Here is a 14,461-nt window from a genome sequence, read left to right on the forward strand (position 1 = left end):
ATCATGGGGTTAATGTTGGTTCTGCCGGTGGAGTAGGTGTTGGTGGTTATCAGAGTGGTGCCGGTGAACTTAATTAACAAAATATTATTTGGCCTTTAATCTGGATTATTCATAAAATTTCACCACAGAGGCACTAAGCCTGTCCTGAGTGTAGCCGAAGGGACACAGAGAATAAAAAGTTATGAAGAAAACGTCTTCAAAACAAAGCTTTTTGCAATTCAGAAACGATTATGAACTTTTATTAAATAACTCCAATATTATCAAATCTCTGTGCCTTCGTGTCTCTGTGGTTCATGAATTATTCAAGTTAACAAAATATTATTTGGCCTTTGATAAATTACAAATTTTAGGGAGCAGAATTAACACCTTTTTATGGATTCCCAATCGAGCAAACAGCTAATAAGCAAACTTGCTAACGACATTCCACCCCATCTATTCGGGGAGGCAAGGCAGCAGGTGATCAGCCAGAATCTTGAAGAACAGCCGGATGAAACCAAAATCCAACTCAAGAAGCACCTGGATACTTTTCTCAATCGAATGAAGAAATTAGAGGCCTCCGATATAGATTTTGGCGGACCCGGATGCGTAAAGCAGATATGGTTTCGGGTACACGGCATCAAAAGACCCGAGCCTGATTTACAAAAATATGAGCTCACCGAAACCGACATTTTAATCAGCAACCTGCTGACCAAGTCAGAATTGGAGCAGCTTTTTCGGAACCGCTACCTGGATATTTCCTATCAGGTTTATGAAAGTGCTGAAAAGCATTGGAGCCGGTTTCGGGCGACGCTTTACTTTGAGCTAAATCATTTAGCTGTAAACATGCGGCGAATTAATGACTCGATTTTTCAGTTTTCCGAATATGGTTTCAATGAAGAGGTAGCAAAAGCCGTTAGCTTGAAATACCAAAAATCCGGACTCATTCTGGTAACCGGCATAACCGGTTCGGGGAAAAGTACAACCCTGGACTCGATCATTGATGCAAACAACAAAACCATGCCGGCCCACATTGTGATTATTGCGGACCCGGTTGAGTATGTGCACGTTTCAAAAAAATCCATCGTGAAGCACCGGGAGATTGGGCGGGATGTAAATTCCTTTAAAGAAGGCACGATTCAAGCGTTGCGACAGGATCCGGATATTATTGTGATTGGTGAGATGCGGGATGCAGACACAATCATGACCGTGTTAGAAGTTGTAGACAGCGGCCATAAAGTCTTTACCACTTTGCATACATCAAGCGCTGTAGAAAGCATCGATCGTATTCTTGGTGAAATTCCACCTGAAGAGCAATCTCGAATTCGAGAAAGATTGGCGGACGTTCTTACATGTGTCATATCCCAAAAGTTAATACCTAGTGTAGATGGCAAGCGTATCCTTGCCAAAGAAATTATGCTTACAAATTCAGCGATAAAAACCGCTATTCGCAACAATAACATCGGAGAAATTTATCAAATTATCCATCAGTCCAACGACAAAGGCATGAGTACGATGGAACAAGACCTGGCTAAATTACACTCGAATAATGTCATCTCTTATTTTGAAGCCTATATCAATGCCAACAATAAAAAGAGATTAGAGGATTTAATAAAATACAATTATTAGCCGAATATGAAAATTAAAAACGCAATTGGAATTTCAATCAATGGAAATAATGTAAAGGCAGCTTTTCTGAGCATTATTAAAGGAAAGGTCTATATCCAGGGGCTTCAATCTACAACACTTCGGGCTCCTTTGGAAAGCAGTCTTCCAACCGAAAGTGATAAGGGTGAACAAAATATTGAAAATGATCTGGAAAAAGCTTTTGATATTCAGCAGCAACCCGATGACGACGTAGACACTAGTTCTGATCTTGCCATCAAGCCTACTAAAGACAGCAATGTCAGTGTTATATATTCTCTACTTGACAAGTTTAAGGACATGACTACAAAAGTGGGTATTAACGCGCCTGTTCTGACCGTTAAATACGAAATGGTAGATGCGGACGCGGTTCCTAAAGATAATAAAGGATTCAGGGAAAGAATTGGTTTTGGTGAAGGTAATTCAAATGCCCTTCACAGTTCAAAGTATCATAGAATTAATTCAGAAAAATCTCTGCGAATCGAGTATGAGCATCATCCTCCGGTCTTAGATCTGATCGACGAAGTAAACCAATTCCGGCGCGGCAACTTAAAATTGGAAATGATGGATACAAACGAGCTCGCTCTGGCTTTTCTTGTCGCTAAGTGCTATAAACTGAATGAAGAGTATACCACTGCGATCATTTATATTGAACCTGATTTCTCAAGAGTCATATTCTTAAGCGGGAAAAAAATACATCATATAACCCCGATTATCCATAAAGGAAGTATCTCGAAAGATGTGCTGCATGCGGTCTATAGCAAAATCATTTTTGCTCAAGATCATCATTTCGTTCCCGAATTGGACAAAATAATTCTAGCATCCCGCAGTGCAAAACTAAAAGGGAAAACCTTCTTCAAGCAAAAATTTCCATCAGCCAAGATAAGTTATTTCAACTCAAAATTAATCGACTCCCAATATAGTTTCGATAATAAAGGTCGTTTGTTTTCGCAGTATGCAATTCCCATTGCTTTTGCATGGAAGCTGTTACAGAAGAAGTCAGTCTTTTCGAAACTCCCTAACCTGCTGCCGGATTATATATTGGAACGTCGCCGGATGCCAAAACTGGCATTTCATGGTTATATACTTTTATTCCTTTTGGCCATAACAGCGTTTACTTTCACCTATTTGGTAGTAACCAAAAATGTCCAGATCAGCAAAATAAACAGAAAGAACAAGATTATTGAAATGCAAATCGAAAACAACAAACCTCTGGTGGAGAAGGTGAAGTTTTATGGTGATCAGATATTCAAATTAGAGAGCAATATTGCTTTAGTAGATAGCATTAGTATGAATTATGATGAAACATACACTTTCTTGAAACTTCTAAACCAAGGTATTCTGAAAGCAGGAGATGTTTGGATAGAGGATTTGAAAATTGACGGTAGAACTGTTGAATTAAAGGGGTATGCCAAACAGCGAGAAATAATCCCAATACTCTCGGAGGCATTGGGCGGAGCAAATCTAAAAAAAGTTACCAGAGCTACCTTGCATGAAAAAAGAGTTTTTAATTTCCAGTTAGATAAAAATATTGGTATTAACCAGGATACTCAAAATTTGCAGTTACTTATAGGCTTAACAAAAGCAAAACAAAAGAAGCCAAAGTCAACAAACGGCACGGTGGGCACAAATGGGCCCTCAAAAAAGGGGGGAAAAAGTAGTCGACCTGGCCGCGAAAAAAACAACTATTAGAGATGACTTCTATAAATATTTCACCCCTAACGGGGTTCAAGCATCCGGAACTCTTATAGTAGAATTGCGCAGGCCAGGTTTCAAATGCTTAATAACCCCGTAGGGTGACATGTAGGTTAACCAAATTAAGAATCATTACACTAGAAAACAACATCGGTTTTAAATGTTTGCAAAAAGAAACAGCATCACTTTAGCCGCTCTCTGGTTAATTCTGCTGATAATCGGCGTTTTTTGGTATATAAATGACACGAGAAGTCTTGTCGCCATGATGAAAGAGCAAGTGGAGCTTTCCTCCGCGTTGAAGGAATCACAAAAAGAAATAAAAAGACTGGTAACCATTGAGAAAAAACATTCTGAGCTCAATGATCGTTGGTTAATCTCGGAAAAGAAAATCATTTCAGCAGATGAACCGGCTTTTTCGCTTTCCTATATAAACTGGATAATGTCGAGAAATAATCTCCCGATTGATTTTGATTTTACGCTCAACAGCAAACGTAAAACGAAAAGTCATACAACGTTCGTTTATACACTGAACGGAGAAGGTAGCTATAACAATATAATGAGGTTAATTTGGTATTTAACTTACGAACCGATTTTATACCAAATTAATTCCATCTCGCTAAGAAGAACATCGAAAGGTCAGGATTTTCTCATATTCAACATCAAACTCCAGGGATACTCAGTCGAAAATGATCTTGAGCTAGACGGTTATTCTGAGCTAACTGCCACTCTCCAAACTGATATTGAGTCACACCATGACATCTTTAATCCCCTGGTAAAACCGCAGCCAAAGATAGTTAAAAGGGAAGTGGTTAAACCAACCTTGCCGCCCAAAAAACCGGGGGAGGTTAATGTAGAAAAGGCGACTTTAAAGGTCGTAACAAACAACTCCATTTTCATAACTGATGGTGGTGGCCTAAAAGAATTAAAAGTTGGCGATGCAGTCTATCTTGGAAAACTAATTGGCATCAACCAAGGCACGAACGAGGCAACCTTCGTTATCACGAAATTCGGACGATCTCAGTCAATTACAATAGCCCTGGATTATCGAAAATAGGTTAAGGAATGAATTATAAGTATCTTTTTTCCTTTGGAATTTTACTCATTATTATGCTGGCGGTTACCTCTTTTGGGATTCATGCCCAGGAATCCATCCCACGGCAGTATGGAGCTGATGAATTCGTTTCATTAGACAGCAGCGTCCCTATGCGGACCGCCTTGGACATCTTAAGCAAGTTTAGTTCAAAGTTTGACAATAAAATTCTTATCGACCCGCAGAACCACACTCGCAGCATCGCAAGCATTAACGTCATGGTTAACAACATGTACTGGAAAAGAGCTCTCGAGTACATTTTACGTTCCAATCTTTTAAAATATGTGGAAAGGGAAAAGTACTATGAAATCGTTCCTTTAGGCGCCTCGCGCGGAGAACAAACAGAGCAGATTACTCCCCACACGAAAGAAATTGAAATCCACGCCATATTCTTTGAAGCAGACTATCAAACTTTGCTCGAGACCGGTATCGATTGGTCAGCGTTGGAAGGCGGCAGAATACGATTCGAAGGAAATTTTGGCAGTGAAGTGTCCCAGGATCTGTTTAATGCAGGATATGTCGATAGTTTTGGGAATTGGGATGTTTTCGCTCTCTTGCGGGTTTTCGAAAGCTTGAATAAAGGAGAAATTATTGCGAACCCCCAAATAAGAGTTCTCGACGGGCAACAAGGGAAAATCAAAGTAGGTACGGATTTCTTTTTAACAGTTCGGGACTTTGCCGGTAATACGCGCTTTACTCAATTTGAATCCGGAATTATTCTCAATGTGATTCCAACAATAATAGAGCGAAATGATACAACATTTATTCATTTCGACATCATTACTGAACGAAGTACAGTTTTTCCCGATCCGGTTAGTGTAACCAAGGCCACTACCGAAAGTCGAACCCGCGTACTCCTTTTGGATGGTGAGGAAACTGCTATCGCCGGGTTGTTTTCAAATGAAGAGAGAATTACAAGAAAAGGGATACCCATATTAAAGGATTTGCCACCGTGGTTTTTTGGGTTGCGCTATCTATTCGGCTATACAAAAAAAGAAGTGATCAAAAAAGAATTGATTATTTTACTCCGGGCAAAGATAGTGCCGACCATCGCCGAACGTATGGCCAAGCGAAATATCCAGCAAGATTTTCTGCAACAAAAAAGGCGCGAATTTGACAGACGTTTGCGACAATTGAAAAAAAAGAATAGCTCCAGTACGAACGGTTCATACGGGCGTCGTTATCCAAACTCCAAGACGAGAGGAAAATAGTGACCGAAGTAAGAATTCTTAATAATAGGTACCAAATCCTGTCCGTTATTAAGGAAGGCGGTTTTGGGATCATTTATAAAGGATATGACAATGTCCTGGGCAAGGACGTCACTATAAAAGAAATAAAACCCGAACTCTTGGGCGACCCAAATATCATCGAGCAATTCAAAAGCGAAGCCCGTCACGTTGCAAAAATGAACCATCAAAATATCGTGCATATTTTTGATTTCGTTCAAGAGGAAGGGAATTTCTATATAATAATGGAATATATTGATGGTCTGGACTTAAGCGCCTTGATTCAGAATTGTATGAAAAAAGGCACCTTTATTCCTCAACACATAACTCTACACATCATAGCCGAGGTATGCAAAGCCCTGGATTATGCCCATAACTGCCGCAACACAGACAACAACGAACCTTTAAATTTAGTCCACCAGGATATCTCGCCGAGTAACATAATGATTTCAAAAACCGGACAAATTAAGGTTATTGATTTCGGCCTGACCGGGACTCATGAAAAAAAATTTGCAGACGACACCCTATTGTTTGTCCGTGGGAAACTGCAATACATGTCGCCCGAACATGTAAACAATGAACAAAAACTTGACCGCCGCTCCGACATTTTTTCATTGGGCCTAGTGCTCTATGAAGCTTTGGAAGGAAAAAGATTTTTTCATTTACAGAGTGCTCAAAAAATAATTGAAACACTGAGAAACGGCAAACTCAAAGTAAGAGATCTAAGGCTTACCCCAAAACCTTTGCGCAAGATTGTAAAAAAGGCTCTGGAAAAATCGCCGGATGAGCGCTACCAAAATTCAAATCTGTTTTTCATTGACCTTGTAACTCACCTCGCTTCTACCACAGACATCACATCAATTGATTCAGAGCTGATCAATTTCATCAGACAACATACTCAAACTAATGGCAGCAGCCGCTCCCCTCTTGCGGACGAAAAACCTGATATTTTAGATTCACTTTTGGAAGAGTACGACAATGAAGCAGACAACCTTGAACGACCGCCAGAAGAAATGACTTCTGCAAGAACTTTAGAAAAAAAACTTCGGCCCGCCGTGGAACCCGCGGCTGGAATCCTGGCCGATAAACCAGCTGATAGTATTACAAGCTACTTTGAAGGAGAAGATGACGTCAAAACAATAATCGACGTCATTCGTCTTTCCGAACGTGGCAATAAAAAATCATTGGTCCGCGGCGGGATTGCGGCAGCGGGATTGCTCATACTTTTCTTCTTTTTGGATATTGCATTTCAATGGACCGCCAGCGGTACAGCACTCTACGATTTTATTTTTCCTCCGGCGATAAAAATCACTTCGGTACCCTCAGGCGCTAAAGTCTATTTAAACGAAAAAATACAGGCCGGCGCGACGCCAATCACGATCGACAAAATTCAACCCGGCGTCTATCAATTAAAACTCACTATAGACAAGTACAACCCGATTGTTAAATCGCTGCTTATTCCGAGTAAAGGAGATATCAAAATACTGGGTGAGCAAAGTCGTCATGGAAATCAGCCTTATAATTTCAAATTTAAGACAAACTTAGAGCTTACCTCCACCCCACCTGATGCGCAAGTCTTTATAAACAATATTAAATATGGCCTTAATACGCCGTGCTCGATTACCTGGGAGGTAGGTGAAACTTGTGAAATTGAATTAAGAAAAGCGGGATTTAAAGACTTGACCGGTTTTAGTTTGGATACTGAAAACATGATCGAAGAAATCGATGACAGAAGAATCTGGAAATTTGAAATTGAGGAGAAACCAACTGTTCGATATAAGCTTGCTGGACTTTTTGGGAAACATATCACAATCAACTCCAAACCTTCAAATGCAGAAATTTATTTAGATGGCAATACCAAATCGATTGGCAAAACAGGAATAAACACCAAAGTTTTCCTAACTGCGTTATCTCACAAACTTGTTATCAAAAAGAAAAGATACAATTCAAAAACCATTACGTTAAATGTAAACGAATCCACACCTGAAGAAATTTTTGCCACCCTTACGAGACCGGTAAGATTTCTTGCATATGACGCTACAAACGGAAAAGACAAAGACTTGGGGGCAATCGTCTCCAGGCTGAAAAGAAACGGCAAAACCGTCATGAAAGGAAGGCGAACGCCTTTTAAAATAAATTTACAGGCTGAAAATTACACCGCGGTTTTTTCAAAAGAAGGATTCAAGGATGTTACTGTGAAAATAGCAAAAAACGACGAGGCTGTGGTTGCCAAGTTAGAGCCTTTGGAAGGTCCATTTTCAATTATCATTCTCGACGATGAATTGAATCTACCAATTAGCGCGGTTGAAATCCGTTTTAAATCCCTGGATGATCCCGGTAATTCAAAAGTGTTCTTTGATATTACAGACAGCGAGGGCACATGCACTGGCGGTCTGATGCCCGGATTATATGTGTTAAAAACCAGAAAGAACGGCTATGCTTATCAAGAAAAATCCGTTATGATTGAAGCCTCTGATTTAAATTTAATCGAACTCACCTTAAGAAAATTATAATGAAGGGGAAGTGATGCCGAAGTTAATTTTGAAATGGAAGGCAGAAATTATTAATGAATACCTTTTAGATGGGAAACAAACCGGGTTTACAATCGGTTCTGATGCCACCAATGACTGCGTTATAAACGACAAGAAAGTAGCCCCGAATCACCTGAAGCTCGAATTGATTAAGGGTTGTTATTATTTAGAAAATCTGGACGGAAATTTTGAAACTGACCTAAACGGACGGTCATTACTTAGTCGCGTACAAATTGTTGATGGTGATGATATCGGAATCGGCGAACATAACCTTTTGTTCGAGACTGCAGCTACCAGCACCCTTGATTTGCCTACAGAGGATCTTGAAGTAATTGGAGAAGACGAAATCCCCGACAAGGTTGAGCTGGATCCGTCCAAATCGTTCAACTTAGATGAAACCTCTGCAGTAGAGGACATCACTCGCGCAACATCTACAGGTTCGGAAGAGTTCTACGAAATAGAAGAGTCTCCAGAAGATACATATACAGAAGATTTGAACACCAGCACTCAAGAAATTACCACCAGTGTTTTGACAGCGCAATTTCCGCCGACCAAATCTTTATACCTTCTTGCGATCTACGGCCCATATATAGGAAAAAAATTTCCTTTGAACAGTCTGGACACCAAAATTGGTCGCGACTTGACTTTGAATGATATTGTTATCAGAAATAATGATAAAGGCGTACTTGACCCGAGTATCTCACGCCGCCACGCGACCATAAGTAAAAAGAACGGACACTATTATATAAGTGACAAGAGAAGCCAGACCCGGACCTATGTAAATCAGGTGAAATTGGGCCCTACAGATGAAATTACGGTTCACGAAAATGACGAAATCGAAATTGTCAGCGACCAAAAAAGCACCATTTTCAGAGTCTTAGCCGAAGGCATATTTAATCCGGCCCGGCCCCAAAAGGCAGGCCTTTGGTGGACCCGAAACAAATTCAGGTTCGGAGTTTATCTGTCGTTAATTTTTGCGCTGCTCATGTTAGGTGCCCTTGGCTTATCATGCAAAATGAGGAATGCTGCCGGCAACACACCGGATCAACTAAAATTTATTGAAGAAACCTGGTATCAAAACGAGTCGGGTCAGGGTAGCTCTCCTGAAAAATCAAGTCTAGCTTTAGCCGACGTGACCGGCGACGGGAAAGTCGATCTAATTTTCACAAACCCACTCGGCCACCTCATTGCATTAAACGGAGTCACCAAAGAAACCATTTGGTCCAAGAAACACTTTTTTGTCCAAAAAGAATTTTCCATTGTGCTTGCCGATTTAAATATGAACGGTCTGAAAGATGTGCTGGTGGTCGGGCAAGATTCTCGGTTACATGCTTTTGATGGTTCCATCGGTGCGGAAATTTGGCTTAGCCCGATTTTGGGAGGAGTCATTTCCGGGCCTCCGATTGTCGAGGATTTGAACGGTGATGGACTCAAAGATGTGGTGATTTGCAGTCGGAGCGGTCAAATCCATCTGGGGTATGGTAATATTTTCGATTTAAAATGGCAAACAATAGAAACCGCCCTTACCATCAATTGCGTCCCTACTGTTACAGATTCGGATAATGATGGAATACCCGAAATAATTGTTGGAACCGAAGAAGGTAAAGTCATAATAGTTAACGGCAGTTCAGGCATTGTTTCAAAAGTTTTCGATTTCAACGAAGAAGTTAGTAAAGCAACCGGTGACTTAGCGCAGCACAGCATTGGGAACCCAATTGTGATCGGTGACTTAAATGAGAACGGTGACTTAGATTTATTGATTGGATCAGCTTCAGGCGACTTCATTGCTTTTGAAGGCTCCAGTTTAAAGCGCATCTGGCACGAAAATCTTTCAGTCGAAAATGATAATACTGAAAATGTATCTGCCGCTTTCGGGAGGTTTAACGAAGATCAAATTGATGACGCTGTACTCGTTTCAAACCAAATGGTACGAGTTATTAGTGGCTCGGGCGATCCCAATCAACAAAAAAATATCTTGTGGGAACATCGTATCGGCGCCGATGATTTTTTTATCACACCCGTGTCTTTGGCAGACTTTAACAAAGACAATTCAAATGAAGTTATACTGGCAAGCCGCAAGGGAACCGTTTTCATTTTGAACGGAAAAACCGGGGAAATTATTTCACAACTTTATAATGCAGAAAACCCCGTTATCTCCCCCATTTTGGTGGCAGACTTAGGTCACGACAGTTACTTAGATCTTTTATTCATTAGAAATGATGGTAATATTTATAAAATCCAAAGCAATTCACCTATTCAGGAAAACAGCGTGGTTTGGGGACAATTATATAATAATGAAAGAAACACCGGAAATTATGATTTTCGACCTCCTGATCCGTTTAAATTTGATATTTTAATTGCAACGTTCGGCTGTATGTTTCTAGCTGTCGGTGTTCTTACCTTTCAAAGCTATAACTCCAGACTCAAATTATTTAGTTGAAGAGTCGGAAATTATCAATTTACGCGCAACACTTCATCGCAGCCCGGTTCCGCTTCTGGACTAAGAAAATCACGGACTAAAAGAAATCCGAAAAGCAATCAAAGTGCATAAGATCTCGTCTTGAAGATAGGATTGATCGGTTGGCAAACAATAAAAATTATGAAACCAATATTATAGCACCTGAACAAATTCAAGGCAAAAATAACACAAAGCTGCGATAATTTCTTACTTGGAATCATGTTGTATGAGAGCTTAACCGGCGAGCATCCGTTTCAAGCAAAAACCGCGGCCGATGTTAGAATACGAATTCTGGCTGAGGAACCCAAATTGGCGTCATCGCATAGACCGGGTATATCGGGAAGACTGGATGAGATTTTAGTGAAGTCACTTTCTAAAAACCCTCAGGAACGTTATCAATCAATTAGGCAGGTTGAATCTGATCTCGTAAGAATCTGCCAGGCCTTAGATGTTAAAACTTCGGAAACCATGTCGCAATTTTTGAAATGATTTGCTTATTTAATCACTTCATCCTTAATAAGCTCCCAGGCTGAGGCTATAGAACCTCTGTGTTTATTGTAATGAACCGGCTGTTCATTGCGGAGAATATTTCCCAAGGCATTTAGCTCGCTAGCGGATTTGACAACTATTTTATGATCACTTCCGTCCTCAAGTATAAATTTAATGATACCTTTCTGTTTCTTCGGGTCCCAAAGAAGTGCATAGGCCTTAATGATCTCCCACATAATTTCCCTTTCAAAATTTTAGTTATAAATGTCTTCGTTTAGATACCTTACTCAACTTCAACTTAAATAAATTTAGTCAGTGGAGACAATGCAAAATAAATTGTAACTAATTAAATTTATAAGAAAAAAAGAAAAAAGCAAAGTCAAAATGGTGTTAATGCAAAAAAATAAAGCCTAACAATAATTTTCATAACTCGCAATTTATTTCGCTTCCAACCAATTCGGTCCCACACCCACATCCGCTTTAATTGGAACATCGAGTTTTAAAGCGTTTTCCATTTCTTGTTTAACTAAAACTTTGACCTCCTCCACTTCTGATTTTGGCGCTTCGAAAACCAGTTCGTCATGCACTTGCATGATCATTTTCGTTTTGTAATTCTTTGCTTTGAGCTTTTTCCAGATATTGATCATTGCCACTTTAATCAATTCGGCAGCAGTGCCCTGGATTGGTGTGTTAACTGCCGTGCGTTTTGCGAATTCTCTAATATTGTGATTCTTGCTTCTTATTTCCGGCAAATAGCGCGTGCGATTCAAAAGAGTCGTAACGAATCCTTTCTCTTCAACTTGAACATGCATCGAGTCGATAAACTCCTTCACTTTGGCGTAAAGGGTAAAATAACTTGTGATGAAATCTCGCGCCTCCTCATTTGAAATAGCCAGCCGGGTTGCTAAACCAAACACTCCCATGCCGTACATGATACCAAAATTAATTTCTTTGGCCTTGCGCCGGTGTTCGCGGGTTAGCTCTTCCGGCGGCACCTGGAAAATAAGGGAAGCGGTCTTGGTATGAATATCTTCGTTATTATTGAATGCCTCCAGTAGGACCGGATCTTTGGACAGATGAGCCATTACCCGGAGCTCAACCTGGGAATAATCCGCGTCCAGGATCACATGATCGGAATCACCGGGAATGAATGCGCGCCGAATCTCTCTTCCCAACTCTGTACGAATCGGGATATTTTGCAAATTGGGATCACTGGAAGACAAACGTCCGGTCGCTGCGATTGTTTGATTGTAGGAAGTGTGAAGCCGGCCTGTATCGGGGTTGACCAAGCTTGGCAGGGCATCCACGTAGGTGGATTTCAGTTTGGTTAATTCCCGGTACTCAATCAAAATTCTTGGCAGCTCATGAATCTTGGCCAATTCTTCTAAAACCCTAACATCGGTTGAGTAACCGGTCTTCGTCCGTTTTTTCTTGGGAAGCTGCAGCTTTTCAAAAAGGATATGCCCGAGCTGCTGAGTTGAATTTATGTTAAACTCCCCTCCTGCCTCTTTATAAATGGTTTCGACTAACTCAGCCAGTTTGTTTTGCATGGTTTGGGACATTTCACCGAGGAAATCCAAGTCGAGTGAAACACCGGTTTGTTCAACATCTTTTAAAACATAAATCAGGGGAATCTCCACGTCCTGAAATAACTGGAGCAGATCTCCCCTGGATAACTTAGGTTCAAATATTTGATGTAACCGAAATGTAATGTCTGCATCCTCGCAGGCATATTTCGCAATGTCTTTGACCGGTACTTCGGCGATACTGACTTGTTTCTTCCCTTTGCCAATTAAATCGGAGATAGGGATTTTTACAAAATCCAGGTGCTCCAAAGCCAGGGCATCTAAATTGTGCTGACGTAAGTTTGGATAAAGAAGAAATGATCCTACCATTGTATCAAAATAAACACCGTCCATTTCAATGCCGTGACGTGATAAAACCAGCATATCATACTTTATGTTGTGGCCGGATTTTTTTATTCGTGAATCTTCCAAAACCGGTTTCAAAAATTCAGTCAGGTTCAGAGATGCAAAAAGTTCTCCCTCACCCTTTAGAAACATTCTCCTCTTGATAGTCCCGGATTTTTCTTGCTTGCTTTTTTCCACTTGAACCGGAATATAGAAAGCCCGACCGGGTGCAGAAGACAAAGCCATTCCGACAATGTCGGCCCGCATAGGATCCCGATCGGTAGTTTCCAAGTCGATGACAAAAAATTTGGCCTTCCTTAAAGATGCGACCTCTTCTTCCAACTGCTCTGATGAGTTAACGATTTTATATTCAATCTCACTCGCTTTTTTCTGCGGGCTGAATCGTTCAAGCAAACTGGTAAATTCAAACTCTTTGATCAGTTTCACAACTTCTTCATGATCCGGTTCTTGACACTTAAACGATTCTAACTCGACATCAAGCGGCACAGCGGTATCGATAATCACCAGACTCTTGGAAAGCAAGGCATCCTCGCGGTAGGTCTGCAGGTTTTGGCTAACTTTTGCCCGGCTGACCTTTTCTGCATTTTCCAGTACGCTTTCTACACTGCCGAATTCCTGAACCAGGTCAACAGCCGTCTTCGGTCCTATTCCCGGGACGCCCGGAATGTTGTCGGAAGTATCCCCCATTAAAGCCAGGTAATCGATAATTTTTTCCGGTGGCAACCCAACTTTGCTCTCGACACCTGCCTCATCAAGAATTTCAACTTCCTCACCCGCTCGTTTCGGATTATACATTTTGATTCCGCTGTCAACAAGCTGCATAAAATCCTTGTCGCCGGTCACCATGAATGATTCAAAACCTTTCTTTTGCGCAGTTTTTGCGAGGGTACCGATTACATCGTCCGCTTCAAATCCATCAACTTCAATCATGGGAATATTCAGCGCTTTTAAGAATTCGTGAATTTGGGGAACCTGTGACCGCATGTCGTCGGGCATCTTCTGGCGTGTTGCTTTGTATTCTTTGTATAGTTTGTGCCGAAAGGTCGGCCCTTTTGGATCAAAAACAACCGCCAGGTAATCTGGTTTCTCGTTGTCGAATATCATGAACAGAAAACGCAAAAAACCAAATACCGCACTGGTGTTTTCTCCTCGCGAATTGGTCAATGGGTTTTTGATAAAGGCAAAATAGGACCGGTAAGCAATGGCGGAACCATCGATGAGAAAGAGTGTTTTTTTGAGCATAGGAAATCCAATCCGGGAATGAGATTTAAAAAAACATTTTAATATAAATCATCTTTAACTAATTGTCAATTGCCTACTTTTGGTTTGTTTCTTAAGCAAATATTTATTATTATGCATTTGAAAATAAAAGGAAAAAAGATGAATCAAAACAATCCAGGCCAGCAAATAAATGTAGAATT

At 40.7% G+C, this 14,461-nt stretch carries 9 protein-coding genes; 7 read left to right on the plus strand and 2 right to left on the minus strand.

Features of this window, described 5'->3' with window-relative positions; all coding sequences use genetic code 11:
- Positions 1 to 372 precede the first annotated feature (372 nt).
- The 7 genes from tadA to IH879_09330 all read left to right on the plus strand — a co-directional run bounded on the left by tadA (position 373) and on the right by IH879_09330 (position 11,109).
- On the plus strand, positions 373 to 1,605 hold the full coding sequence (gene tadA, locus IH879_09300; GenBank protein ID MCH7675136.1) for a Flp pilus assembly complex ATPase component TadA: 1,233 nt from the start codon (positions 373 to 375) through the stop codon (positions 1,603 to 1,605).
- A 6-nt stretch (positions 1,606 to 1,611) separates the two neighbouring features.
- A complete protein-coding gene (locus IH879_09305; protein MCH7675137.1) occupies positions 1,612 to 3,312 on the plus strand; it encodes a PilN domain-containing protein in 1,701 nt (566 codons plus the stop codon).
- A 163-nt stretch (positions 3,313 to 3,475) separates the two neighbouring features.
- Positions 3,476 to 4,369, plus strand: a complete 894-nt coding sequence (locus tag IH879_09310) for a hypothetical protein (protein ID MCH7675138.1) — start codon at positions 3,476 to 3,478, stop codon at positions 4,367 to 4,369.
- A gap of 8 nt (positions 4,370 to 4,377) precedes the next feature.
- The gene (locus IH879_09315) at positions 4,378 to 5,616 is read left to right on the plus strand and encodes a type II and III secretion system protein (GenBank protein ID MCH7675139.1); all 1,239 of its coding nucleotides are present in this window, start codon (positions 4,378 to 4,380) and stop codon (positions 5,614 to 5,616) included.
- Entirely contained in the window at positions 5,616 to 8,144 is a 2,529-nt protein-coding gene (locus IH879_09320) for a serine/threonine protein kinase (protein MCH7675140.1), read from the plus strand. Before IH879_09315 ends, IH879_09320 begins: the two co-directional genes overlap by 1 nt.
- Positions 8,145 to 8,157: 13 nt before the next feature.
- The gene (locus IH879_09325; GenBank protein ID MCH7675141.1) at positions 8,158 to 10,602 is read left to right on the plus strand and encodes an FHA domain-containing protein; all 2,445 of its coding nucleotides are present in this window, start codon (positions 8,158 to 8,160) and stop codon (positions 10,600 to 10,602) included.
- A 240-nt stretch (positions 10,603 to 10,842) separates the two neighbouring features.
- Positions 10,843 to 11,109, plus strand: coding sequence for a hypothetical protein (locus tag IH879_09330; GenBank protein ID MCH7675142.1), 267 nt, complete (start codon positions 10,843 to 10,845; stop codon positions 11,107 to 11,109).
- Positions 11,110 to 11,114: 5 nt separating this feature from the next.
- Here IH879_09330 and IH879_09335 read toward each other — a convergent pair whose 3' ends face one another.
- Together IH879_09335 and polA are read right to left on the minus strand one after the other, a co-directional pair.
- On the minus strand, positions 11,115 to 11,345 hold the full coding sequence (locus IH879_09335) for a hypothetical protein (protein ID MCH7675143.1): 231 nt from the start codon (positions 11,343 to 11,345) through the stop codon (positions 11,115 to 11,117).
- A 201-nt stretch (positions 11,346 to 11,546) separates the two neighbouring features.
- Positions 11,547 to 14,282 carry a DNA polymerase I gene (gene polA / locus IH879_09340; protein ID MCH7675144.1) on the minus strand — a complete coding sequence of 912 codons (2,736 nt, stop codon included), beginning with the start codon at positions 14,280 to 14,282 and terminating at the stop codon, positions 11,547 to 11,549.
- Between the last annotated feature and the right edge of the window lie 179 nt (positions 14,283 to 14,461).

The sequence above is a fragment of the candidate division KSB1 bacterium genome (assembly GCA_022562085.1).
Lineage (GTDB): Bacteria > Zhuqueibacterota > Zhuqueibacteria > Oceanimicrobiales > Oceanimicrobiaceae > Oceanimicrobium.